Genomic DNA, 25986 nt, shown 5'->3' with positions numbered 1-25986 from the left:
AGCCATGTTAATCAATCAAATCGATTTTGCAAAAATGTACCAGCAACATATGCAACAAGCTCAACGAAGCCGTAAAGAACCGGAACATTGGGATAAAAAAGCACAACAAATGGCGCAAACTTGCGCTAACCCCAATGACCCATATTTAGTCCAGTTTCGCAAATTAATGGATTTAACAGGTGCTGAAACACTGCTTGATGTGGGCTGCGGCCCTGGCTCCATCAGTCTGTGTCTTGCGAATGAATTCAAAGATGTTATTGGTATTGATTATAGTCGTGGCATGCTTGAGATGGCTGAACTGCGCGCAAAAGAACTCGCTATTCACCATGCACGCTTTGAAGTACTCGCATGGGAAGATGATTGGAGTTCATTGCCAAAAGTGGATATTTCAGTGGCATCGCGTTCAACACTCGTTGATGATTTAAAAGCCGCTTTACTCAAGCTCAATCGCCAAACAAAATTACGGGTTTACACCACTCATACCATCAACCCAACATTTATTGATGAACACATTATTCGCAAGATAGGCCGCGAAGTTATTCGTTTGCCAACCTACATTTACGCCGTGAATATTTTGCATCAAATGGGCATTAATGCGCGCGTTGATTTTATCAAAAGTCCTAAGAAAGGTGGGTTTGATAGCTTTGACACTTTCGCTGACAGCGTCAATTGGTCTCTTAAAAATATCACACCAGAAGAAACCGCTATCTTACGTAAGTACTATGATGAACAAACGGATTTAGGTAAAACAATTCCTTATCCATCCAGAGATTGGGCGATGGTATCTTGGGATGTGGTTGATGAATCGGAACTGACATTATGATTTACCTACCCGATACATTAATCGACCAACTACTGCTAGATGACATTCAATACGGTGACCTCACCACACGGGCACTCGGCTTGCACTCTCAAATGGGTGTAATAACCTTTACATCCAAATTCGGAGGTTGTATCAGTGGGCTGATTATCGCCAAACGCATGCTAGAGAAACTGGGGATCACTTGTGATTGCCACTTTCAAGATGGCCAACTTGTTGAGCCGCAAAGTGTTTTAATTTCTGCCACTGGGCCGATTGAAGCCTTGCATCAAGGCTGGAAAGCGGTGCAAAACGTGCTTGAATGGTGTAGTGGTGTCAGCCACTACACCCAGCAAATGGTCAGTATTTTGCGCCAATATCAACCGGATGGGCAGCTTGCGTGTACTCGAAAAACTATTCCTTATACCAAGCCTCTTGCCTTAACTGCGATTTTGGCAGGGGGCGCTATTATTCATCGAGCGGGTAGCGCAGAAAGCATTTTACTGTTCACCAACCATCGTCAATGCCTTGAAAATCCAGATGATTGGGCAAGCCATATAAAAACACTGCGCCAAGCAGCCCCAGAAAAAATGATTATTGTCGAGGCCGATGATTACGAACAGGCCATTCTTGCAATCAATGCGCAAGCCGATATTGTACAACTCGATAAACTGCCTATTGAACAAATTCAGCAACTACAAGAACTCACCAAGCAGCAAAACCGGCCTTGCCAGCTATCGATTGCAGGTGGAATTAATTTAAAAACAATAGAAGCATTCGCGCAAACTGGTGTATCACTCTTAGTTACATCCGCGCCTTACTACGCAGCACCCCGAGATATAAAAGTGAAGATCTTTAAGCAGTAAGCTAAGAAGTTAGCGTCAGAAAAACCGTTCGTAAAAACAGCCTACCCCGTAGGCTGCATCCACCTATGGTTAATGACGCATATCGTTGTATAAAAAATAATATATCGTTATTTACAAAACTGGAAAGACATAATGAAAATAAAACAAATTACCTATTGGATTGGGATGGCTTTATTCACGACACAGGGCTACGCAGCCTCACCTAACACTGAAAAAAATACCGATGTGATGTCCGTTTGGAGCACCCCGCTTGCCGCTGATGCTAACATCATCACAGAAAACCAAATGAAGCAGCTGAATAAAACAAACGTCGCACAGGCGCTGAGTACCATGCCAGGAGTTTCTATTCAAAAATCAGGAAACCGCAATGAAACTCAAGTCAATGTACGTGGTTTTGATAGCCGCCAAGTACCTATTTTCTTTGATGGTATTCCAACTTACGTGCCTTATGACGGTACGCTAGACCTTGGCCGCTTTATGACTAGCGAGCTAGCCAGCGTAGAGCTATCTACCGGCTATACCTCTCTATTACAAGGCCCGAACCTGATGGGCGGGGCTATCAACTTAACCACCGCCACGCCTCAAAAACCCTTTGAAGCCAATATTAGCTTAAACCAAGGTTTTGCTCGCGGTGCAGATAACGCCCACAATATCAGCGCACGTTTAGGGGGGCGTAACGATCTCGGCTTTATTCAAGTCAGTGGCAGTCAATATAAGCAGCGCTTTATGGGAATACCGGGCTCAGAAAATAATAACCCATTAGCGGGTAATAATGGCCGTCGCCCGAATTCAGCAACTGATGACAAACGTATAATGGTGAAAGTAGGCTGGACACCACGAGAAGCAGATGAATACGTCGTGACTTATTTAAAACAAGAGGGTGATAAAAATAGTCCACCTAGCGTAACGAATAAAAAACAACAAATTTGGCAGTGGCCTGCTTATGATAAAGAAAGCATTTATTTCAACGGTACAACCCAAGTCACCGACGATATCGCCTTACAGAGTCGCCTATACCACGATACGTTCAAAAATACGCTTCATCAGTATAAATCTGTCAAAGATTACGAAAAAGGCCTTTATAACTACAGCCGTTACGATGATTACAGTAACGGTGCTGACATGCGTGTTGACTTCACCGTGCGTGAATTAGATATGCTGTCATTTGCTGCACACTGGAAAGAAGATGTCCACCGTGCACGCGCCAAAAGAGATGTCCCATTCGACCGCTATAAAGATAATACCTATTCTATTGCTACCGAATATCAATGGGTTGCCATGGATAACTTAGATATTATTGGTGGTATTGGCTATGACTGGCGCAAAAGTGCTGATGGTAAGCGCTATGATTACAAATCTGGTGATTTTGAAAAATACGATGGCAATAGCCAACATGCGTTCAACTGGGAAGTCATGGCTCGCTATCATTTAGAAAATAAAGATACCGTTCAATTTTCTATATCAGAAAGAAGCCGTTTCCCAACGCAAAAAGAGCGTTATACCAAAGAAAAAATGAAAAGTGACGACACATTCGTCATTAACCCACATATCGATACTGAGCGTGCTCTTACCTATGATTTGACTTACAAGGGACATATCTCACCCACTTGGTCATATACTTCAAGTCTCTATTATAACCATGTAACTGATGCCATTATGGCGCATCGTGTCGGTACTAATCAGGATGGAGGTTATATACTCGAAAATCGTAACAGCGGCAAAGTTGACTACTTTGGCATTGATTTAGGGACTAACGGGCAAATTACCGATTGGTTAGAAGCGGGTTTAAGTTACGGCTACATTCATGCTGATCCAAAACACTACAGCGTTAAACATGTTGCTGAATTACCTATCCACAAAGCCTTCGCTTGGGTGAAATTTACCCCTTATGAGCCATTCAGCATCACTGTAACCGAAGAAGCAAGAAGCTGGGCCTTTAATTATGTCGATGCAGATAGCAAAGTGCGTGGATATGCCAAAACTGACCTACGTTTAGATTATGACTTTGGACAAGGAATATCTGTTAATACATCAGTTAATAACTTATTCGATAAATCATATGAATATACTAATGGGTATATCGAAGAGGGTCGTAATTATTGGTTAGGTATTGAATATAAATACTAATCTAAATATATTAGGCAATGACTTTAATCATTGCCTAATATTATATAAATAAAATAAGATTAATCTGTGCTCCTGCAAAAATAATAAACATAAACCCCATAAAGTAAGCTTTAGAGGGTGAGAAAAGAAGGTTGTAAATTAAAGGCAAGATAAGTCTTAATTAAAATTACATCAAATTAAAACTAAATCTTTCAATTAATTGTTCATCATGAGTTATGAATTTATAATAAATTTGTTTAATATATGTTTCATTTTATCTGTTTATTTTTAAATAAAATTAAATATCATTTTTTATATTTTATTTATTAGTCAAAAAAAACTCAGCAAAGCTAAAATTTTTTGATAGCACCGCATTCATCTCTTGATTCTCAATAGTTCAAGAAACTGTGATAAACTTGTGTGCAGTAAACATTTGCATTTTTCAACGGGTGGGGTCAGTAAAATGGAAAAGATGAGTGAAAAAAAAGTTCTTGCGATGGCAGAACATATTTGCCAATCAAGAGGCGTCAGGTTGACACCACAGAGAGAAACGGTATTGAGCCTAATAGCACAACAGCATGGTGCGATCAGTGCTTATGATTTACTCGACTTACTACGTGAAATTGAACCTCAGGCTAAGCCACCTACCGTTTATCGTGGCCTTGAGTTCTTAATGGAGCAAGGTTTTATCCATAAAATCGAATCAACCAACAGCTATGTTGTTTGTCACCATTTTGATAACCCAAGCCATATCTCTGTTATGTTAATTTGCGACCAGTGCGGAAGCGTAACGGAAAGTGATTGCACAACGATAGAAGCCGCAATTATTAATTTGGCAGATGAACACCAATTCCGCTTAAGGCATACCGTAGTGGAAAACCATGGTTTATGTAAAAATTGCGACGAAGTGAATAGCTGCCAAGATCATGAACATTGTCATCATAACCACGAACAACCTGTAACCCCTAAGAAAAAGTAAATAGCCGGACTGCTAGATCGTTTGATGAAATGCAAAGAGAAAATAGAGAAGAGAAAAATATAAGAAAGGAAACAAAACAGGCAGACTTCAGAATAAAACCATGAAATCTGCCTGCAATCGTCTTCACCGTCTGTAACACAGCTGGTTGCTAACGAAAATTAATACCAATCACTGTTACGAATAACCCCAACCGCTAAACCTTCAATAGTGAAATTTTGCTGACGCAAGTCAACAACAATAGGTTCGAATTCTGGGTTTTCTGCTATTAACTCAACACGGTTACCCTGTTGCTTAAAACGTTTAACAGTGACTTCATCTTCGATACGTGCAACCACTACTTGCCCGTTATGTACATTTTGTGTTTTATGCACAGCTAATAAATCGCCATCCATAATACCAATATCTTTCATGGACATCCCATTCACACGCAATAAGAAATCTGCATGTGGTTTAAACAGCTCAGGGTCAACTTGATAGTGGCTCTCAATATGTTCCTGTGCTAATAATGGTTCGCCAGCAGCTACACGTCCAATCAGAGGTAACCCCTGATCTTCGGTTTCTTCTTCAAGAAGCAGACGAATACCTCGAGATGCACCTGAGACGATTTCAATAACCCCTTTACGCGCTAAGGCCTTTAAATGTTCTTCTGCCGCATTAGGCGAACGAAAACCAAGGCTTGCTGCTATCTCAGCGCGTGTAGGAGGCATACCCGTCTGCGAAATGTGGTCACGCACTAGATCGTAAACCTGCTGTTGTCGAGCCGTCAGTGCTTTCATTCCGTTCCCCTGTTTGTTTATACAGTCAAGCTGTGAGTATATACAGGTAAATGAAGATTTGGAACAGTTAAATCGCTCAATTTAAGCATTTGTTATCGATTTATTTTCTTTTTACCTGATTAAGTAACCAAACACCTTAACCAGGGAAATAGCGCTGCCATAATACAAGTACCCAAATAAACAACGCTAAACCGATACTCACAAATACCGCGGCAGAACCAATATCTTTAGCTCTCCCTGAAAGTTCATGATATTCACTTCCGATACGGTCAACTACGGCTTCTATCGCGCTATTCAGTAATTCGACTATTGCCACCAGAACAACAGAACTCACTAACAAAATCCTATCTATATAGCTGATATCTAAATAAAATGCGATAAAAATCGCGATAATTGCAGCAACAGATTCTTGCCTAAATGCGGCTTCATTAACCCAAGCTGCCTTCAAACCTTTAAGGGAATACCCCGCAGCTTTAATCACTCGCGTGAAGCCCTTAACTTGACTCGCCATATTTATTCCTTAAAAAATACAAACAATAATCGATTTTTACGGTCAAAGTGAATTGTCAGTAACAGATCTAACCATGTATTTCTGGTATGATTGCGCAGCATTGTTAACAAGAGGCTATAATCATTTATGTCACTATGGCGTAAAATATATTACAACACGTTGAATTTACCACTTAAATTATTGGTAAAAAGTAAACTAATTCCTTCGGATCCCATCACTGAGTTGCAGCTTGATGTCAACAGGCCAACCCTATACGTATTACCTTATCATTCGAAGTCTGACCTCCTCACGCTACGGCACCAATGCTTAGCTATTGGTCTGCCAGACCCGCTGGTCGACAATGATATCAATGGAACGAAGCTTCCGGCCTACGTTTTTATCGATGATGGCCCACGTGTTTTTCGCTATTATTCACCGAATCCACGTAAGGATTCAGTAAAAACATTCCATGCTTATTTAGATTTGCATAAAAACAACCCAAATCTAGATATTCAAATGCTACCGGCATCCGTGATGTTTGGGCGCTCACCTGGTCGTGAAGGCCATACCCCAGCACCACCACTGAAACTGTTAAATGGCATCCAAAAATTCTTCGCCGTTTTATGGTTAGGACGTGACAGCTTCGTACGTTTATCTCCGATTGTCTCAATTGGGAAAATGGCACAAGACCACGGTACAGACACCATTATTGCCAACAAACTTGCTCGTGTCGCACGTATTCACTATTCGCGCCAACGTCTCGCAGCAGTTGGGCCTAAACTCCCTGCACGTTATGAGCTGTTTAATAAGTTATTGACGTCAAAAGCAATTGAAAAAGCCGTTGAAGACGAAGCGCGCAGTAAAAAAATTCCACTCAAAAAAGCTCAGCAAAATGCCGTTGGGATGATGGAAGAAATCGCAGCCAATTTCTCTTATGAAGCAGTACGTTTAACGGATAGGGTTCTTAGTTGGACTTGGAATCGCCTTTATCAAGGCATTAATGTTCAGCACGCTGAACGAGTCCGCCAGCTAGCACAAGACGGCCATGAAATCGTTTATGTGCCATCCCACCGTAGCCATATGGACTACTTACTGCTCTCATATGTGCTATACCATCAAGGGCTAGTTCCACCCCATATTGCCGCGGGGATCAACCTCAATTTCTGGCCTGCTGGGCCTATTTTCCGTCGTTTAGGGGCCTTTTTTATTCGCCGAACGTTCAAAGGCAATAAACTGTATTCGACCGTTTTCCGTGAATATTTAAGTGAGCTATTTGCCCGAGGTTACTCCATCGAGTACTTTGTGGAAGGTGGGCGCTCACGTACCGGTCGTTTGTTACAGCCTAAGACGGGTACTCTCTCCATGACGTTACAAGCGATGTTGCGCGGTGACTCACGCCCTATCACCATTGTTCCTATCTACATCGGGTATGAGCATGTGATGGAAGTGGGTACTTACGCCAAAGAACTGCGCGGTGCAGAAAAAGAGAAAGAAGGCTTTTTCTCTATGGTTCGCGGCTTACGTAAATTGCGCAACCTAGGCCAAGGCTATGTTAACTTTGGCCAGCCAATTTCGCTTCCACACTATCTCAACCAGCGTGTACCTGATTGGCGCGACTCTATCGACCCTATCGAACCACAAAGACCAACTTGGCTAAACCCAACGGTCAGTTCGTTAGCTGATAACATTATGGTCAATATTAATAATGCAGCAGCAGCCAATGCGATTAACCTGTGTGCGACTGCGTTACTGGCTTCTCGTCAACGCTCACTGACTCGTGAGCAACTAGTTGAACAAGTCGACTGTTACCTGCAATTATTGCGCAATGTGCCATACACCGCAGATGCTACAACGCCAAATAAAACGGCCGAGCAATTGTTAGAACATGCTTTGCACATGGATAAATTTGAAGTCGAAAAAGACAGCATGGGGGATATTATCATTCTTCCTCGCGAAAATGCCGTCTTGATGACCTATTACCGTAACAATATCCATCATTTATTAGTATTACCATCGCTAATAACTAGCATTGTGTTACACCATGAACGCATAAGCCGCCAAGACATTCACTATCAAGTAGGCCAAATTTACCCGTTCTTAAAAGCAGAACTGTTTATGCGTTATAACAGTGATGAGCTACATGAGACGGTAGATACACTAATTGATGAACTGAATAACCAAAAGCTAATTTGCTTAAAAGAAGATGATGTGGTGGTGCTAAATCCTCGCCGTATTCGCCCATTACAGCTCTTAGCAGCAGGCGTTCGTGAGACTTTGCAACGTTATGCAATCACATTGTCATTACTCAATGCGAGTCCAGAAATCAGCCGTAATACACTGGAAAAACAAAGTCGTATCCTTGCGCAACGCCTTTCTGTTTTACACGGTATTAACGCTCCTGAATTCTTTGATAAAGCGGTATTCTCGACATTGGTCGATACCCTTAGGGAGGAAGGCTACATTGATAATAATGAAAATGATATCTTTGTTACCAATGCACAGAAACTGTATGCCGTTCTGGCTCGCTTGATGTCACCTGAGATCCGTTTAACTATTGAAAGTGTTAGCCAAGACGATGAGTTTTCCACTGCGATAGAGAAGAATACAGAAACTGAAACAAATGCAGACTAGAAATCTTGGAGCTAAATAAGTAAAAGGGGTAATGTTATTCACATTACCCCTTTTATTTAATAGAGCTAGCGCTAACAATAATCTATGTCCTAAATAATTCGAAGTGCCGCACCAATGATGAATTGTTTTTTGAAACCACTGAGTTCGATTAATCAAGGTGATGTTGCTGAATTATTTATCTGGTATTATCTCTGAGCATCGCTTCGTTAAAGAAATCCAAACCAATGGCGCTTACTTTTGGTTCCTATATATAGGACTCACTGAAAAAGTATCGAATTCCACCACACTAACCAAAACAGCCAATACCTAATATTGATAGCTAGAAGGATAGGCGATTTTTATGTGTATTCAATATTATTTTAATAAAAGAAAAGCCGCCAAAACCCAACATAAAAAATTGATAAATAACAAATAAATTCAAAAAAACACACAGTTTGAAATATGGTAAATATCAAAAAATAATTTCAATTCATAATAAATTATCATTTCTTAATTAACCCCACTCTCTATGACTTCTTATTTAGTCCAAACAAGTACGTTCACATTATCAATCTAAATATATAAATTTCACCGCAAGACGAAATGCAATCATTGAGTCGAGTATTAACATCCACCACCAAAATGAGGCATTAGATTACATAACTGAAATTTATAACAGCAACTCAATATCTGCTTATCTCACTCTATTATTGGTGTTTAGCACCTTTGATAGTTCATTTATTCACAATGGAAATATCCTAATTATGGAAACAACGACTTAAAGGAAGGAATAAAAGGAATAAATAAATGATTTTTGGTATTAACCGTTACAGTATCAAATCATCTCAGATGCCCTTATTGATTCCCGTTTTACTGTCCGTATCCATCATACCAACTGGTTCAGTCTTTGCTACTGGGTTTGTAGATAGAATCAAAGTGAAGCCTTACCACCTGCAGACAGGAGAGACCGTTCACAGTGTGGCTCATCAATACAATCTGACGGTGGAGGAATTAAAAACATTAAATCAAAAACGCAATTTCGCCCGCGCTTTTGAACAACTTTCAGCTGGAGATCAAATCGATGTACCAAGCACTTACATCGCCAATACGACAGATAAAACGACGAAGAAAGGTGTACAAGTAAACGACTCAGATAGTGAAATTGAGAACTGGTTGGCCCAAACTGCCCCTAACTTTTTCCAAGCGATGAACACACAAAGTGCAGAGGAGTACCTGACTAAACAGGCCAAGGATATGGCGGTGAGCACAGCGTCATCAACCATGGAGAGTTGGTTAAATCAATATGGTACCGCACAAATTAGTGTACAGCCGGGAGATAAACTGTCACAAAGTACGCTGTCTGCCGACATGCTGTTACCTGTATATCAAAACCCAGATTGGCTGGTGTTCACCCAGTTAGGAGGTCGGAACCTTAATGATCGCACCACCCTAAACTTAGGAGTGGGCGCTCGTCGGTTCAATGAGCAATGGATGTATGGCGTCAACACCTTTTATGACGCTGATATTACAGGTGGGAACAGCCGACTCGGTATTGGCGGAGAATTGTGGTCCGATAATCTACGCTTTTCAACCAATGGTTATCTGCGACTCAACAACTGGCATCAGTCACGGGATTTTGACGACTACGATGAACGCCCCGCCAACGGATTTGATATGACCGCCAGTGCTTGGTTGCCATCTTATCCACAACTTGGTGGCAAACTGAAATATGAACAATATTTCGGTGATGAAGTGGCAATGAAAGGTAAGGACTCTCGTAGTAAGTCGCCAAAAACAATGACTGTAGGGTTGAATTACACACCTATTCCATTAATTACCCTTGGGGCTGACTGGCGTACAGGACAAGGAACTGATGATCTGCAACTTCAGGCACAACTGACCTATTCATTCGGTGTGCCTTGGAAAGACCAAATATCATCGAGTTCAGTTGCTCGCCTGCGTTCGCTCTCAGGCAGCCTAATGGCACTGGTTGAGCGCAATAACAACATTGTACTCGAATACCGTAAACAGGATTTGATCAGTTTAATACTGCCGCAGGAAATCCGTGGTCGAGGTGCCAGCCTACAGTCACTGAGCGCTATCTTAAAAGCGAAATATGGTGCTGAACGTGTGAAATGGGGAATGCTGACAGAGTTTTCATCCAACGGTGGGAAAGTACAGTCTGTTGGCAAAAGTTTAACAGCTTGGCAAATTCGCCTACCTGCTTGGCAGGCGGGTAAAAGCAATACTTATACCCTAAGTGCTATTGCATGGGATGGAAAGGGAAATGCATCAAAACCGGCCTATATAAAAGTGATTGTCGACGCAGGGTTTTCTAACCGCTACTCAAGTTTGACTGTTGGATCAGGTGTACTGAATGTCGATCAGTCGGAGGTATTAACGCTGACGATGCGGGATGAGCAGAATGCACCGATGACTAAATTGGCTTCATCGATTCAGTTGCCGTTCGCCTTCACGACACAAAAAGGCGAGTCATCACTATCGCCTTCGCAAAGTGGCGTTAAGTTGGAGGCGTTGAAAGAAACGGCACCGGGTGTTTATACCACCACCATCACCACTGGAAAATTGCCGGGCACCCTCATTTTTAGTCCGAAGGTAGAGGGGATCAATCTAGCGTCAACAAAAATAGAAGTGATGGCAGCCCCCGTAGGATTACAAATATTTCATAACGGCAGTGTTATAAAAAAGCGCCCCGTCGTTGGGGATGTCCTAACAGCAACACCAGAGTGCCAAGTCAACTGCATTTTGCCGACAGCTTGGCAATGGGAAGTGGAGACAATACAAGGATCAGGACAGTATCAAGCGATTAATGGCGCTACAGCCATGACATATACAGTCACCGCAGACACGCAAAAACGCAGGTTGCGAGCGACCGCACAATAAATACGCCTATAGGGCAACTTAATAAATTTAAAATATAAGGTAATAATTAGATGAGCAACAAAAATCAACAAACCCCAATGATCCGCAAAAACAACCTATCTGTCCTGATTGCGGGAGCCGTGTTAGGCATGACTTTTGGTACATCGGCACTCGCTGCCACGACTCAGACTCCGATCTCGATAACCTCCCCAGCAACAACTGCGGTTATTGGTCATGCACCAGAGCTAAAAGCGGGTACCATCACGGCCACAGATAAGAACAATGACGGTGTATTAGGTGAGAATGATGAGTTGAAAGCGTCAGGTTTTGACTTCAGTGATAAAGACAACGATACACTAGTGTCTATCGTCTATGAATGGCATGACGGCAAAAATGTTATTGCAGGGCAAACGAGCGACATGCTGAAACTGACATCGGCATTGTTAGGTAAAAACATTACCGTTAAGGCCGTCGCAAAAACGGATCCAGCTAAGACGGAGCCGTCAGAGAGTGTAGCCGTAGCAGCAGCAACCTTCATCGATATCGGTGGTAAGACAATAGCGGGCGGCACTAATATCCCAACAGTGAATGGCAATATCGTGAAATCAGTAACTATTTCGGGTATCACTGGAGCTGGGTCACGACCGCTGGTTGGTGATTCGCTGAAAGCAAATGTCACCTGTCACGGGACTTGTGATAATAACCTGACTTACAAGTGGCAGATTCAAGACTCTGTGAATTCGAGCAAATACACAGATATTTCAGGTGCAACCACAGCAACATACACGGTTAAGGGCACAGAGCAGAAACGTAAAATTCAGGTTATCGTTTCGAACAAATAATCACTATCCCCCGCAGCGAAACATTTCGCTGCGGTATTTTTGATAATAAGCACCCATAACACACTGCGATAACAGAAGAGGATATTCATAAAATGGCAGAGAGGACAAAAATTATCCCCCTTATTCGTCTGATAACGTTGGCAGCAGGATTGGTCATCGTAGGAGGCGTATCCGCTTCTGTGATCGAAGTCAATACCCAAACGCTTCCCGTTATCGGTCATGCACCTGTCGTGACTGATGTTCAATTTAATAATAAGACACCCGCCGTTAATGACACGGTCACCGCTGATCCAAAGATAACGGATGCAGATAAGGATGCATTAGAAACATCACTTTTTCAATGGAAACTCGATGGTAAAAATATTTCAGGAGCCACGCAAAATAGCTATAAACTCGTCCCCGGCGATGGCAATGGAAAACAACTGTCGGTCGAGGTCACGCCACAAACCGACCCTAAAATCACAGAACCAGCAACTGGCGCTATATTCACTTCATCAACTCTCACTACTAGAGGGCTGGCACCAGAAGCTCATGATGTGAAAATTGATGGTCAGCCAGAGCCTGGTAGATTACTGACCGGAAATTATCGCTACCATGATGGGGACAGCCCGAGCGATCCTGAGAGTGGAACCAGTTTCGAGTGGTTCTGTTTTCGTAACAAGAATCATCAGGCGATATCAACAAGCAGAACTTATCACATACAAGATGCAGATATAGGGTGTGAAATTTATTTCAATGTCATCCCTCGCTCATCAAGCGGAACACCGAGTACAGGTGCGCAAGTTCAATCGAATAAGGTCACTGTAGCTAAAGCAATACCATCACATCTAGTAGAAATATATAACGGCAACCAAATAGGGAATCGCTCCGGATATGGGTACAATATGGTGATAAATTATTCGCACCTCGGTTATGGCAAACCGATATCAATAATCATCAGTGAATACAGGAACGGAAATATCAGTGCGGTAAATAAGTATCAGGTTGGTAAGAAGACTCACATTGGTTCAATTGTTACTGACGACGGAAACACTATAAAGTTTGGAAATAATGCAAGCTCCAGTATCGGGGAAACTATTTATCTTGTGGTCCGCATTGATTTTCCAAACGGCAAATTTGCCCACGCGACATCGCCTAAAATAGTACTGCAGCGTCGGTAATTTGCTCACTTAAAACCCTAGCCATTTGGTTAGGGTTTTTCCAGACATTGAGAGGAAAAGCTGAAAAGCATGCTCCTGTTAATCGTCAACAACCTGTTTACCAATAACTCAAAAAAATTCCGACAAATAAGATAAAACCAACATAGTTATTATTCATAAAAGCTTTAAAACAGGGAGCACGCTCTCTATTGACCATCAGTTTTTGCTGATAAACAAATAACCCCACAACCAGCGCCAGAGAAAAATAGTAAATGCTCCCCAGAGCAGCCAATGATCCCACAGCCACCAGCAAGCCGACCATCAGTAATTGCAGTAACCCAATAATTAATTTGTCATACTGGCCAAATAAAATGGCTGTTGATTTCACGCCGATTTTTAAATCATCGTCACGGTCAACCATGGCATATTGCGTGTCGTAAATCACTGACCAAATAATATTTATGAAAAACAATACCCAGCATACTAACGGGAGTGTTTCACCCACCGCAGAGAAAGCCATTGGAATCGACCAGCCAAATGCTGCGCCCAGTACAACCTGAGGTAAATGACTGACTCTTTTAACAAAAGGGTAAATCCATGCCAAAGCAAGCGCCGCAATGGACAACCAAATTGTCATTAAATTTAAAGTTAAAACCAGCAAGAAGGACACACCCACTAAACTTGCAAACAAAATTTTAGCTTCTTTTTCCGTCACATCCCCACTAGGTAATGGGCGGTGTTTAGTCCGCTCTACGTGGCCATCAAAATGGCGGTCAGCAAAGTCATTAATAACACAACCAGCTGCACGCATAAAAAATACGCCGGCAGTAAATACAATTAAAAGATGTAAACTTGGCGTACCTTGAGCCGCAATCCATAATGCCCAATACGTCGGCCACAATAGCAACAGTGAACCAATGGGTCTATCAATACGCATTAAACGGCTGTATGCATGCCATTTACTGAGCGTCATACTTCCCTCCACTTTGTCGTGCTCCTTTTCGAATTCCATCATACTTCAAATTGGGTATATTTTAATACCACCAACCTCTGCAACTTACTGATTTATATTTGTTGGCATAGTGTCATTGCAGAAACCTGAAAATTCAAAATACTTAGGATAGTTAACGATATGCAGGTGATTCAGGTAAAAATATTTCGGTTAATAATAAGGGTTTATCCGATAATCTTAACCGAGAACAACGTACCCAACGGTTTGCGCAAGAACCAATATGAATATAATCTCGAGTTAAGCTGTCACGGCTAAATAAATAACGCCCTAACGGCATTCTCCCAATATCCACCAGCTGCTGGTCATCATCAGTCAGTGTTTCTTCAGGGATTACCGTTCGGCCCAGTAACCAAGGGATACCATCTCCATACATGACAACTTCTCTGACCCAATAACGCTGGCTTTCAGGTAAAGACTGCACTTCATCCGCACTTAGCTTATCTTGCGATACATAGCGCTCTAAATAAGGTATCACGGTAACTTGCTGGCTATGTTGCTCAAAACGTTTTGTCATGGAGCCAAGCTCTAATAGCCAATCTAATACATTGGCAGGCACTATTTTATCGTTCTCCGCCAGCCAGTGAATCGGCTGAGAAGTAAAAAGCGTTTCATCCATTACTTAAAATTCCACCATGAATAACATGGTTATGATTTACTGTATTTCTTACACAATAGGATATCACGTTGTTTTACGACAAGGTTAAAGTTAGCTAACAATTTATATAAAAAGTCACATTTTCAACACAAAATGTAAAAATATAGTAAAAAGTTTTTTAAATACTAGCTAGTTATCGATAATAATAAAATTCATTAATATCTTAACAAAATAGATTTAGTTGCTTGAAAAATAGTCGATTAAACAATCGTTCAATTAAACAAAATGTCGACTAAACAATATAAGGCAGGAAGCTCCTACCTTATATTGAAGTATTTAAATAATACGTTAGTAATTTATCGCCAAGCTTTATAGCTATTAATCAAACCATTGGTCGAACTATCATGGCTACTCACGGTATCACTATTTTCTAATTCAGGCAGGATACGGCTTGCGAGCTGTTTACCTAATTCAACCCCCCATTGGTCGAAAGTAAAGATGTTTAAAATCGCCCCTTGGGTGAAAATTTTGTGCTCATACATGGCAATCAATGCACCTAACGAATATGGTGTAATTGATTTCAATAAAATAGAGTTAGTTGGACGGTTGCCTTCAAACACTTTATAAGGCGCAACATATTCCATATCTGCTACATTTTTACCTTGTGCAGCAAATTCAGCATCGACCACTTCACGAGTTTTACCAAATGCTAGTGCTTCGGTTTGCGCAAAGAAATTCGATAACAATTTTTCATGGTGATCCCCTAACGGGTTATGAGTTACCGCAGGTGCGATAAAATCACATGGGATCATCTTCGTTCCTTGGTGGATCAACTGATAAAACGCATGTTGGCCATTGGTTCCTGGCTCCCCCCAAATAATTGGACCAGTTTGATAAGTAACAGGTTTTCCATCACGACCAATATATTTACCGTTCGACTCCATATTGCCTTGTTGGAAGTATGCGGCAAAGCGATGCATGTATTGGTCGTATGGCAGAATCGCTTCAGTTTCTGCTTCAAAGAAATTGTTGTACCAAATGCCAATCAAACCCAACAATACTGGGATGTTTTTTTCTAATGGAGTTTGGGTAAAATGTTTATCCATCGCATGGGCGCCGCTCAATAATTGAACGAAATTATCAAAGCCAACCGATAAAATAATCGATAAACCAATTGCTGACCATAATGAATAGCGGCCACCAACCCAATCCCAGAATTCAAACATATTGTTGGTATCAATACCAAATTTCGCAACTTCTTCGCTATTCGTTGAAAGCGCCACAAAATGCTTAGCAACTTGGCTTTCATCTTTTGCCGCAGCCAAGAACCAATCACGAGCAGAATGCGCATTAGTCATGGTTTCTTGCGTTGTAAAGGTTTTTGACGCAATTAAAAACAGTGTCGTTTCTGGGTTCAGTTTTTTCAGCGTTTCCGCAATTTGTGTACCATCCACATTCGATACAAAGTGCATATTTAGGTGGTTTTTGTATGGACGTAGTGCTTCTGTCACCATAAATGGACCAAGGTCTGAACCACCAATACCGATGTTCACAACATCAGTAATCGCTTTACCGGTGTACCCTTTCCAATCACCGCTGATAATGCGCTGACTAAATTGCTGCATTTTATCCAATACCGCATTCACTTCAGGCATGACATCTTTGCCATCGACATAAACAGGGGTGTTATCGCGGTTGCGCAAAGCAGTATGTAATACCGCACGGTCTTCTGTACGGTTAATTTTCTCACCTTGGAACATGCTGTTGATAGCGCTTTCTAGCTCTGTTTCTTTTGCTAAGGCTAATAAATGTTCCAATGTTTCTTGTGTAATTCTATTTTTGGAGAAATCCACTAAGATTTGACCATCGAACGTCGCCGAAAAATGAGTAAAGCGGTCTTTATCCTGTGCAAACAAATCGCGCATATGGACATTTTTCATTTGCGCAAAATGTTGCTCTAGCGCCCGCCATGCAGCCGTTTGGCTTGGATTAATACTTCTCATGGATAACACTCTCCAAATAATATTAAATAGAAATAGATTGTACCCCGTCACGAAAACGAGACTTATCGGTTTTCTGCGTTATATTGATATTCCCCAATTCTGCCGCACTTTTCCAGACTTAATTACCCCTTTTATTGAAATACGCACTTTCAATGCATACCACTTAAAAAATAGCAGGTATATGCTCTCAATAATTCAATGAACGCAGTCAACACCCACGCAGCTTGAAGTATGACGAGTATATTGAGAAAACCGATAATAAATTACCTATCATTAGAATTACTGATTTACTTCGATTCTTGATTGACGCAATCCCATTTACCCGATAAATCTATATAAAGATTAGGTTTAACCAAAGGGATTGACACCATGAATACCGCAGCGCCTTCAACAGACAACCATCAGTATGTTATCGCCAAATTTGGCGGCACCAGCGTCGCTAACTTTGAAGCGATGAACAACAGCGCCAATATCGTTCTTTCCAACCCAAATGTGCGAGTTGTGGTACTTTCAGCTTCTGCTGGCATTACCAATTTATTAATCGAACTGGCTGAAGGCTGCGATGCGGATAAACGCAATGAACTGCTGAAAAAAGTGAAAGATATTCAATATGCAATTATTGATAATCTACAAACAGCTGATGTTATTCGTGAAGAAATCAATCGGTTACTTGATAATATTGCACATTTAGCTGATTCGGCTGCTTTAGCCACTTCCGATGCATTAACGGATGAAATGGTCAGCCATGGCGAATTAATGTCAACCTTACTATTTGTTGAAGTACTACGCCAACGTAATGCTAATTCCCAATGGTTTGATGTACGCAAAGTGATGAGAACGAATGACAGCTTTGGTCGTGCTGAACCAGAGCTAGCTCAGCTAAAAACATTGTCAGAACAACAACTCATGCCGCGCCTTGCCGAATCGGTTGTGATCACCCAAGGGTTTATTGGCCGTGATGAAAAAGGCCGCACGACAACGCTTGGCCGTGGTGGAAGTGACTACACTGCCGCTCTGTTAGCTGAAGTACTTAATTTATCACGTGTCGATATTTGGACTGATGTTCCTGGAATTTACACCACAGACCCTCGCGTCGTACCGAGTGCCCAACGGATTGATGAAATTGCTTTCGATGAAGCCGCTGAAATGGCGACTTTTGGTGCAAAAATTTTGCATCCAGCGACACTCCTTCCTGCAGTACGTGCCGGGATCCCTGTTTTTGTTGGTTCAAGTAAAGCTCCCGAAGCTGGCGGTACCATTGTGTGTGATAAAACCACTAATCCACCACAATTTAGGGCATTAGCACTGCGCCGCAAACAAACGCTACTCACCTTACACAGCCTAAAAATGCTGCATGCACGAGGCTTCTTAGCGGAAATTTTCACCATTTTACTGCGCCACAATATTTCAGTGGATTTAATCACAACGTCAGAAGTCAGTGTTGCACTAACCTTAGATACAACAGGTTCAACGGGAACTAACGGCAGCTTACTTACCAACGCGCTGATGACAGAGTTATCCGCATTATGTCGTGTCGAAGTAGAAGAGAATTTAGCGCTCGTCGCAATCATTGGTAATGAGCTGTCGCAAGTGAATGGCCTAGGAAGGCAAATTTTTGGCGCACTTGAGTCATTCAATATTCGCATGATCAGCTATGGCGCAAGTAGCCACAATATTTGTTTATTGGTTCCTGGGAATGATGCTGAAGAGATCGTTCGTACCTTGCACAGTAACTTATTTGAATAGTGTCGAAGTTTGATCAAAATACCAAAAGGCGATCATCACGATCGCCTTCTCTATTATAAAATTAATCCCTTCCCGTATTTTTACTGGGTTGCGCAACACTGTTGGTGTATTGCAACATTTTGCCCGTCACACCTTTATTCTGTGTTAAAAGCGCTAAATTTCCTTTTGCTGTTTCATTACCGAGTTCTACTGCTCGCTCAAACCACATTACCGAACGGAAAATATTTTTTTCGCCCCCCTCGCCTCGTGCATACATCACCGCAAGGTTATTTTGTGCATCGCTGTTCTTTTTAAATGCCGCTTTTTCCAGCAATTGCCGAGCTTTCTGTGAGTTTTTCGCTACACCCGTTCCCGTTAAATAAAAGATAGCTAACTGGTTTTGAGCTTCGATGCTATCTTCTTGTGCCAGTTGCAGCCAACTCACAATTTTATTGACATCCACATTTTTCAACTCACCAGACACATACATCTTCGCTAACTTAATTTGAGCTGCATTACCATCACTGTTAGCAAGTGACATATACCATTCAATGGCCTTTTCAGGGTCTTTTTTAACGCCACCTAACCCTTTTTCATAGAATTCAGCCACTTTCATTCCTGCATCTTGGGATTTGTTTTGTGCCGCACGTTCATACCAGATAAAGGCTTCAGCGAGGTCTTTTCCAACGCCATCACCTTGTTCATAGGCTTTCGCAATCGCCAGTTGGGCTGCAATACTATTTTGTTGCGCAGCGCGTTTATACCAGTACATCGCTTGGTAGCTATTCTTTTCTATTGCACTATGGCCTTCTTGATAAAAGTCACCCATATTCACTTGTGCTGTCGCAGAGCCCATATTGGCGGCTTGGCGATATAAGTAAATCGCCATTTCGTCGTCCGGCTCTACACCTTCGCCATTTTCATACATCACCGCTAAATTATTCACAGCGGCAGCAATATTATTTCCCGCACTTCTTTCATACCATTCTCTCGCCTTTTGGTAATCGGTATCACCACCTAGCCCATCATGATAAAACAGTCCCATCGCAAACTGTGCGTTAGCGTGTTCTTGCTCTGCGGCCTCTGTATACCATGCTTTCGCTTGTTTTAAATTTCGCTCTACCCCAATACCATGTTCATATAAGTAACCCATCGCATATTGGCAATAAGCATCACCTTTTTCGGCACCTCGGCGATACCATTGTTCCGCTTGTTGGTACTTTTCCTGATTGTGCAACAACATTCCAAGGTAGTAATCGCCATCTGTATTATCTCGGTCAGCTACCTTTTTAAACCAACGATAAGCCTCTTGCTCATTGGCAGCTAAAAACTCAGTCCCATCCATATAAGCAAGCCCAACATCCACCATCGCTTCTTCATCTCCGGCATTTGCTAGTTGCAATTTTGCTTTGAATTCATCAGGAATTGGCGTACTTTTAGGCTGCGCCTGTAGCGCATTTGGCTTATCTTTCGCAGAAGGTGCTTCAACGGTATTGCCAGCTTGCGCAAGAGAAATACCGCTAACATAGAGAACTAACAGAAAAGAACGTAATTTCATCACCATGACCTATTTATTGGCGTTATCTCATTAACATATCATTCCAATAAATAATTCATAAGGGATGTTAGCTGAAAAAGTAGAATAATAGGGAAATTATTCAGAAAATGGAGGAGACGCCGGCTCTTGCTGAAACTTTTGTCTCCGAAATAAACCCCAGAGCTTAATTAACGCGGTAACCACCATGTTTACTGGCAAATAAATTAAATTTACCCCACTCAATTAACAGAGCTTCCAATGTGCGGTGGCTGATCTTACACAGTTCAGAGATCTGAGAAACAATAAAGTGATTTTCGCTCACCAGTTCTGGTGAAAACACTTCCGCAATCCACTCACACTCTTTCGTGGTCACCAGCCAACCGTCATTGGTCGAAAATTTATGTACGGGTACCATGCCGTCTTTAGGGCTTTCTTGGGATAACAGTTTATTTTCATCAACTTGGGCTTGATGAAAAGCAGCGATTTCTTCCTCTGAAGGGACGGGTTCTACCGCTAAATTCTCTTCTAAAAACAGGTAAATTTCTTCTGCTCTTGCCGGTGTCAGCTCGCTTTTTAACCAGATTTGATTAAAACAGTGCTCATTCAGTGAATCATCGGTATCAAGCTTATCCATGATCTGTAAAACACTCATCATGGCGCTCACCGCGTCTTCACTCATCATAAACGTTTCAGGCGCAGCACTGTTTTGGATCTGATAAGGAAAAACCGCCGAGCGTGGCAGTTCTTCTTCAATAATAAATTCATAGCTCATCATTGGACCCCTCTAATGTATTACCTATAAGATGGTGCCGAATACATGAAAAATCAATGTATTGATCTGGTTTTAATCTTCAGGGTCATAAGCTAAGTTTGGTGCTAACCAACGCTCCAACTCCGTTACCGACATCCCTTTACGTTTTGCGTAGTCCTCAATTTGGTCTTTTTGTAGCTGAGCTACGGCAAAATATTTACTTTCCGGGTGGCTAAAATACCAGCCTGATACCGAAGCGCCTGGCCACATCGCATAGGAACTGGTGAGTTTCATGCCAATTTGCGTTTCTACATCCAATAACTGCCAAATTTTGGCCTTTTCTGTGTGCTCAGGACAAGCCGGATACCCCGGTGCAGGGCGGATACCTTGGTAATTTTCACGAATAAGCTCTTCATTACTCAAGTTTTCATCAGCTGCATAGCCCCAATATTGCCTACGGACTTGTTGGTGTAGATATTCAGCAAATGCCTCCGCTAGCCTATCCGCCAGCGCTTTAACCATAATTTTATTATAATCATCATGCTGTTGTTCATATTCATCAGCAAGCGCGTCTTCTTCTAAGCCCCCTGTCACTGCGAAAGCTCCAATATAATCGGCTGTACCGCTGTTTTTTGGCGCGACAAAGTCAGATAAACAATAGTTTGGAAACTCAGTTTTTAAGGTTTGCTGGCGTAAATTCAGCCCCATCACTTGTACATGGCTTCTTGACTCATCGGTATAAATTTCTACATCATCGCCAACTCGGTTTGCAGGGAATAAACCAAAAATACCTTTTGGCGTTAGTAAACTTTCTTTATCAAGCTTATCTAACATATTATTGGCATCTTTCAATAGCTTACGTGCTTCAGAACCAACCACTTCATCTTCTAAGATCCGCGGGTATTTCCCCGCCAGCGACCAAGTCATAAAAAATGGCGTCCAATCAATATAGTCTCTCAGCGTTGAAATAGATGCTGTGACTTCTTGAATACCCTGGAATTTTGGTACAGGTGGTTGATAGTTTTGCCAGTCAATATTTACCGCATTCGCACGTGCCACATCCAGTGCCACCGGTGGTGTTTTTGGCCTTCTTCGACCATGCTGCTGGCGTACGGTGTCGTATTCACGGCGCGTACGCGCAACAAAATCTGCTTTTTGTGTTGCTGACAATAACGCCGAGACAACCCCCACTGTTCGGGAAGCATTTTGCACGTAAGTTGTTGGCCCACTGTAATTTGGCTCAATTTTCACAGCGGTATGTGCTTTTGATGTCGTCGCCCCACCAATCAGTAATGGTAAGGTAAATCCTTGTCTTTCCATCTCTTTAGCGACATGCACCATTTCATCAAGAGATGGCGTAATCAAACCAGATAACCCAATAATATCGACGTTTTCTTCACGCGCGGTTTTTAGAATAGTTTCACATGGGACCATCACACCTAAATCAATGATTTCATAGTTATTACACTGTAAAACAACACCAACAATATTTTTACCAATATCATGGACATCGCCTTTTACCGTAGCGAGTAAGATTTTTCCTGCACTGCTACCTGATTGTTTAAGCTCTTGAATATAAGGCTCTAAATAGGCGACTGCTTGTTTCATTACACGGGCGGATTTCACCACTTGAGGTAAGAACATTTTGCCTTCCCCAAACAGGTCTCCAACCACATTCATACCGTTCATCAAGGGGCCTTCAATCACTTCGATTGGGCTAGAAGCACGTTGGCGAGTTTCTTCAGTATCTTCAATAATAAATTCGGTAATACCTTTCACTAGTGCATATTCAAGGCGCTTTTCAACTTCCCAACTACGCCATTCCGCTTGTTGAACTTGCTGCTCTCCTGCCCCGGCTCCACGGTATTTTTCTGCCAGTTCAAGTAAGCGTTCCGTACTGTCATCACGACAATTTAAAATCACATCTTCAACCGCGTCTTTTAATTCAGAAGGTAAGTCATCATAGATAGCGAGCTGCCCCGCATTAACGATCCCCATATCCATTCCATTACGAATGGCGTAGTACAAGAAAACAGCATGAATCGCTTCGCGTACAGGGTCGTTCCCTCTAAATGAAAAAGAGACGTTGGAAACTCCGCCAGAAATCATCGCATGAGGTAATTGAGCCTTGATATCCTTACAGACCTCAATAAAATCAATTGCATAGTTATTGTGCTCTTCAATTCCTGTGGCTACGGCAAAAATATTTGGGTCAAAAATAATATCTTCAGGAGGGAAGCCCACCTCTTCGGTCAGGATCTGATAAGCACGGCGACAAATTTCAATTTTCCGTTCACGTGTATCTGCTTGGCCAACTTCATCAAATGCCATGACGACCACGGCAGCACCATATTTGCGCAATAGTTTAGCGTGCTCAATAAATGCCTCAACCCCCTCTTTCATTGAGATTGAATTGACGATCCCCTTACCTTGTATGCACTTAAGCCCCGCCTCGATGACCTCCCACTTTGAGGAGTCAATCATAATCGGCACGCGCGCAATATCTGGTTCGCCAGCAATGAGATTCAAGAAACGTACCATCGCCGCATGGGAGTCCAACATCCCTTCATCCATATTGATGTCGATGATTTGTGCGCCATTTTCAACTTGCTGACGAGCCACATCTAAGGCTTCTTGGTAATTTTCTTCTTTAATCAGCCGCTTAAATTTTGCTGAACCTGTCACGTTGGTTCTTTCCCCGACGTTCACAAATAATGATTTTTTGCCAACATTTAGCGGTTCTAAACCAGATAAACGGCATTCAACAGGCAGTGACGGTAATTGGCGTGGAGTGATGCCTTTTACTGCATCTGCCATTTTTTTGATATGTAATGGCGTCGTTCCACAACATCCACCAACAATATTTAAGAACCCTGCGGTTGCCCATTCATGAATTTGTTCGGCCATATTTTGCGCATCAAGGTCATACTCACCAAACGCATTGGGTAGCCCTGCATTGGGGTGCGCACTGACATAACATTCAGCAATTCTTGATAATTCAGCAATATACTGGCGTAACTCATTAGGACCTAATGCGCAATTCAAGCCAAATGATATCGGCTGAGCATGACGCAATGAGTTATAAAATGCTTCTGTTGTTTGCCCTGATAATGTTCGACCTGAGGCATCCGTGATCGTCCCCGAGATCATAATCGGTAAAGAAACGCCCAAAACTTCCAATTCGGTTTCTACCGCAAAGATCGCGGCCTTCGCATTTAATGTATCAAAAATGGTTTCGATCATGATCAGATCGACCCCACCTTTTACTAAAGATCGGGTAGATTCTCGATAAGCTTCAACGAGTTGATCAAAGGTGATATTGCGATAAGCGGGATCATTAACATCCGGAGAAATAGAAGCGGTGCGGTTTGTCGGGCCTAAGACTCCAGCAACATAACGCGGTTGCTCTGGCGTTTTACGTGTCCACTCATCAGCACATTCACGAGCAAGACGTGCAGCAACTTCATTAATTTCAGCGGAAAGAGATTCCATTTTATAATCAGCCATCGCAATGGATGTTGAGTTAAAAGTATTGGTTTCAACAATATCCGCACCAGCTTCAAAGTATTGAGAATGGATATCTCGAATGATATCTGGCTGAGTTAAGACTAATAGGTCATTATTTCCCTTTAAATCACTCGGCCAATCTGCAAATCGCTCTCCGCGAAACTGGGCTTCCGACAACTTATGTTGTTGGATCATTGTTCCCATTGCACCATCTAATACCAATATACGTTTTTTTAATTCTTGTTCTAATTGATTAACTTTTGCGGACACTGCACTGCCCTCCTGAAATGGAACACTGAGAAATAAGTCAAATTTTTACTTTTAACATCCTATCACAACTTCTCTCGTGAAAATTCGCTGTTATGATGAGAGTTTTTCAAGGTTGCACAAGAGCACACTTTTCACTGATCCGATGAGTATTTTCAAGTGAAATAGTTCATAATAGAAGCTAAATGACAGTCAGGAGAGACTTAATGGCAACGGCACCAATTACTAAGAAACTTAAAAAAGCAAAAGGGCCGGCGAGTGGCGCAGCTGCAGCAGGACAAGTTCAATCATTAAGTCGTGGATTAACACTGTTGGAATATATTTCCGAATCAACAGGGGGAATCGCCCTCACTGACCTTGCGATGCAAGCTGGCTTACCCAACTCAACAACACATCGCCTATTAATGACGTTGGAACAGCATGGATTTGTTCGGCAAACTGGCGATTTAGGCCTATGGGTTATTGCTTCCCATGCTTTTATCATTGGTAGTAGCTTCTTAGAGAGTCGTAATTTGTTAGCTCTCGTTCACCCGATACTGCGCCGCTTAATGGATGAATCTGGGGAAACCGTCAATTTAGCTATCCTAGACCATACAGAGTACGATGCCGTCATTGTTGACCAAGTACAATGCAATGCGCTAATGAGAATGTCAGCACCGATCGGTGGAAAACTGCCATTACACGCTTCGGGTGCAGGCAAAGCGTTCATTGCTAATTTAACAGAAGACAAACTGGTTCCACTTTTAAGCCGTAAAGGTTTACATGCTTATACGCCTTATACACTAACTAACCCATCCGCCTTAAAAGAGAATTTACAACAGGCTAAAAAGCAAGGTTTTTCTTATGATGATGAAGAGCATGCTTTAGGGTTACGTTGTATTGGAGCTTGTATTTATGATGAGCACAAAGAAGCGTTTGCAGCTATTTCTATTTCAGGCCCATTATCACGTATCACTGATGACCGTATTACTGAATTAGGCGCTATGGTTATCAAGGCCGCAAAAGAAATAAGCCATGAATATGGTGCAAACCGCTAACTCAATAGTAAAGAGTGAAATACAAAGCAACCTGTATTTCACTTTAGCTTAATCTCACAAAG

19 protein-coding genes are annotated in these 25986 nt (G+C 42.0%); 11 read left to right on the top strand and 8 right to left on the bottom strand.

Annotated elements, in window-relative coordinates; translation table 11 throughout:
- The first annotated feature begins 4 nt into the window (after positions 1-4).
- From FVA69_RS02065 to zur, 4 genes are all read left to right on the top strand, one after another.
- The gene (locus FVA69_RS02065) at positions 5-823 is read left to right on the top strand and encodes a class I SAM-dependent methyltransferase (protein ID WP_109913066.1); all 819 of its coding nucleotides are present in this window, start codon (positions 5-7) and stop codon (positions 821-823) included.
- Positions 820-1665, top strand: a complete 846-nt coding sequence (modD, locus tag FVA69_RS02060; protein ID WP_109913067.1) for a ModD protein — start codon at positions 820-822, stop codon at positions 1663-1665. Before FVA69_RS02065 ends, modD begins: the two co-directional genes overlap by 4 nt.
- A gap of 132 nt (positions 1666-1797) precedes the next feature.
- Positions 1798-3792 carry a TonB-dependent receptor plug domain-containing protein gene (locus FVA69_RS02055; protein ID WP_164528320.1) on the top strand — a complete coding sequence of 665 codons (1995 nt, stop codon included), beginning with the start codon at positions 1798-1800 and terminating at the stop codon, positions 3790-3792.
- Between the two features lie 442 nt (positions 3793-4234).
- Entirely contained in the window at positions 4235-4750 is a 516-nt protein-coding gene (gene zur, locus FVA69_RS02050; protein ID WP_004915213.1) for a zinc uptake transcriptional repressor Zur, read from the top strand.
- Between the two features lie 158 nt (positions 4751-4908).
- Here zur and lexA read toward each other — a convergent pair whose 3' ends face one another.
- Both lexA and FVA69_RS02040 read right to left on the bottom strand, forming a co-directional pair.
- Positions 4909-5526: a transcriptional repressor LexA gene (gene lexA, locus FVA69_RS02045; RefSeq protein WP_004915217.1), complete on the bottom strand. Its 618-nt coding sequence runs from the start codon at positions 5524-5526 to the stop codon at positions 4909-4911.
- Between the two features lie 136 nt (positions 5527-5662).
- A complete protein-coding gene (locus FVA69_RS02040) occupies positions 5663-6037 on the bottom strand; it encodes a diacylglycerol kinase (protein ID WP_004915220.1) in 375 nt (124 codons plus the stop codon).
- A gap of 126 nt (positions 6038-6163) precedes the next feature.
- Here FVA69_RS02040 and plsB point away from each other — a divergent pair, with 126 nt between their 5' ends.
- The 5 genes from plsB to FVA69_RS02015 all read left to right on the top strand — a co-directional run bounded on the left by plsB (position 6164) and on the right by FVA69_RS02015 (position 13511).
- Positions 6164-8647: a glycerol-3-phosphate 1-O-acyltransferase PlsB gene (gene plsB, locus FVA69_RS02035; RefSeq protein WP_109913070.1), complete on the top strand. Its 2484-nt coding sequence runs from the start codon at positions 6164-6166 to the stop codon at positions 8645-8647.
- 160 nt (positions 8648-8807) lie between these two features.
- On the top strand, positions 8808-8957 hold the full coding sequence (locus tag FVA69_RS02030) for a transposase (protein ID WP_109913071.1): 150 nt from the start codon (positions 8808-8810) through the stop codon (positions 8955-8957).
- A gap of 647 nt (positions 8958-9604) precedes the next feature.
- Positions 9605-11530 (top strand): inverse autotransporter beta domain-containing protein, encoded by a 1926-nt coding sequence (locus tag FVA69_RS02025; protein WP_164528319.1) that lies wholly within the window; start codon positions 9605-9607, stop codon positions 11528-11530.
- Positions 11531-11580: 50 nt separating this feature from the next.
- Entirely contained in the window at positions 11581-12351 is a 771-nt protein-coding gene (locus FVA69_RS02020; protein WP_164528318.1) for a ZirU family protein, read from the top strand.
- Positions 12352-12443: 92 nt separating this feature from the next.
- The gene (locus FVA69_RS02015; protein WP_164528317.1) at positions 12444-13511 is read left to right on the top strand and encodes a hypothetical protein; all 1068 of its coding nucleotides are present in this window, start codon (positions 12444-12446) and stop codon (positions 13509-13511) included.
- Positions 13512-13608: 97 nt separating this feature from the next.
- Here FVA69_RS02015 and ubiA read toward each other — a convergent pair whose 3' ends face one another.
- The 3 genes from ubiA to pgi form a co-directional block, all read right to left on the bottom strand.
- A complete protein-coding gene (gene ubiA, locus FVA69_RS02010; protein ID WP_115166470.1) occupies positions 13609-14463 on the bottom strand; it encodes a 4-hydroxybenzoate octaprenyltransferase in 855 nt (284 codons plus the stop codon).
- Positions 14464-14614: 151 nt separating this feature from the next.
- Complete coding sequence (gene ubiC, locus FVA69_RS02005; protein ID WP_004915228.1) at positions 14615-15118, bottom strand: chorismate lyase; 504 nt, start codon at positions 15116-15118, stop codon at positions 14615-14617.
- Between the two features lie 335 nt (positions 15119-15453).
- Positions 15454-17100 carry a glucose-6-phosphate isomerase gene (gene pgi, locus FVA69_RS02000; protein WP_123382739.1) on the bottom strand — a complete coding sequence of 549 codons (1647 nt, stop codon included), beginning with the start codon at positions 17098-17100 and terminating at the stop codon, positions 15454-15456.
- A 369-nt stretch (positions 17101-17469) separates the two neighbouring features.
- Between pgi and lysC the strand changes: the two genes are divergently transcribed.
- Positions 17470-18846 (top strand): lysine-sensitive aspartokinase 3, encoded by a 1377-nt coding sequence (gene lysC, locus FVA69_RS01995; protein ID WP_004915235.1) that lies wholly within the window; start codon positions 17470-17472, stop codon positions 18844-18846.
- 61 nt (positions 18847-18907) lie between these two features.
- Here lysC and FVA69_RS01990 read toward each other — a convergent pair whose 3' ends face one another.
- From FVA69_RS01990 to metH, 3 genes are all read right to left on the bottom strand, one after another.
- Positions 18908-20383 (bottom strand): tetratricopeptide repeat protein, encoded by a 1476-nt coding sequence (locus tag FVA69_RS01990; protein WP_109913079.1) that lies wholly within the window; start codon positions 20381-20383, stop codon positions 18908-18910.
- A 163-nt stretch (positions 20384-20546) separates the two neighbouring features.
- Positions 20547-21137 (bottom strand): hypothetical protein, encoded by a 591-nt coding sequence (locus FVA69_RS01985; RefSeq protein ID WP_202983392.1) that lies wholly within the window; start codon positions 21135-21137, stop codon positions 20547-20549.
- Between the two features lie 69 nt (positions 21138-21206).
- On the bottom strand, positions 21207-24890 hold the full coding sequence (metH, locus tag FVA69_RS01980; protein ID WP_164528316.1) for a methionine synthase: 3684 nt from the start codon (positions 24888-24890) through the stop codon (positions 21207-21209).
- A gap of 203 nt (positions 24891-25093) precedes the next feature.
- On the opposite strand from metH, the gene iclR reads away from it, so the two are divergent.
- Positions 25094-25924, top strand: coding sequence for a glyoxylate bypass operon transcriptional repressor IclR (iclR, locus tag FVA69_RS01975; RefSeq protein ID WP_004915246.1), 831 nt, complete (start codon positions 25094-25096; stop codon positions 25922-25924).
- The last annotated feature ends 62 nt before the right edge of the window (positions 25925-25986 follow it).

It is taken from the genome of Providencia sp. PROV004, assembly GCF_011045615.1.
Taxonomy (GTDB): domain Bacteria; phylum Pseudomonadota; class Gammaproteobacteria; order Enterobacterales; family Enterobacteriaceae; genus Providencia; species Providencia rettgeri.
This window is presented reverse-complemented; position numbering and strand designations above follow the sequence as displayed.

Excerpts from the sequence above, each read along its gene's own strand:
- iclR (WP_004915246.1), top strand. The coding sequence starts at position 25,094 with ATGGCAACGGCACCAATTACTAAGAAACTTAAAAAAGCAAAAGGGCCG.
- ubiC (WP_004915228.1), bottom strand. The coding sequence starts at position 15,118 with ATGGATGAAACGCTTTTTACTTCTCAGCCGATTCACTGGCTGGCGGAG.
- plsB (WP_109913070.1), top strand. The coding sequence starts at position 6,164 with ATGTCACTATGGCGTAAAATATATTACAACACGTTGAATTTACCACTT.
- lexA (WP_004915217.1), bottom strand. The coding sequence starts at position 5,526 with ATGAAAGCACTGACGGCTCGACAACAGCAGGTTTACGATCTAGTGCGT.
- FVA69_RS01985 (WP_202983392.1), bottom strand. The coding sequence starts at position 21,137 with ATGATGAGCTATGAATTTATTATTGAAGAAGAACTGCCACGCTCGGCG.
- modD (WP_109913067.1), top strand. The coding sequence starts at position 820 with ATGATTTACCTACCCGATACATTAATCGACCAACTACTGCTAGATGAC.
- ubiA (WP_115166470.1), bottom strand. The coding sequence starts at position 14,463 with ATGACGCTCAGTAAATGGCATGCATACAGCCGTTTAATGCGTATTGAT.
- FVA69_RS02065 (WP_109913066.1), top strand. The coding sequence starts at position 5 with ATGTTAATCAATCAAATCGATTTTGCAAAAATGTACCAGCAACATATG.
- FVA69_RS01990 (WP_109913079.1), bottom strand. The coding sequence starts at position 20,383 with ATGAAATTACGTTCTTTTCTGTTAGTTCTCTATGTTAGCGGTATTTCT.
- zur (WP_004915213.1), top strand. The coding sequence starts at position 4,235 with ATGGAAAAGATGAGTGAAAAAAAAGTTCTTGCGATGGCAGAACATATT.
- FVA69_RS02040 (WP_004915220.1), bottom strand. The coding sequence starts at position 6,037 with ATGGCGAGTCAAGTTAAGGGCTTCACGCGAGTGATTAAAGCTGCGGGG.
- FVA69_RS02020 (WP_164528318.1), top strand. The coding sequence starts at position 11,581 with ATGAGCAACAAAAATCAACAAACCCCAATGATCCGCAAAAACAACCTA.
- FVA69_RS02015 (WP_164528317.1), top strand. The coding sequence starts at position 12,444 with ATGGCAGAGAGGACAAAAATTATCCCCCTTATTCGTCTGATAACGTTG.
- FVA69_RS02055 (WP_164528320.1), top strand. The coding sequence starts at position 1,798 with ATGAAAATAAAACAAATTACCTATTGGATTGGGATGGCTTTATTCACG.
- lysC (WP_004915235.1), top strand. The coding sequence starts at position 17,470 with ATGAATACCGCAGCGCCTTCAACAGACAACCATCAGTATGTTATCGCC.
- FVA69_RS02030 (WP_109913071.1), top strand. The coding sequence starts at position 8,808 with ATGTTGCTGAATTATTTATCTGGTATTATCTCTGAGCATCGCTTCGTT.
- pgi (WP_123382739.1), bottom strand. The coding sequence starts at position 17,100 with ATGAGAAGTATTAATCCAAGCCAAACGGCTGCATGGCGGGCGCTAGAG.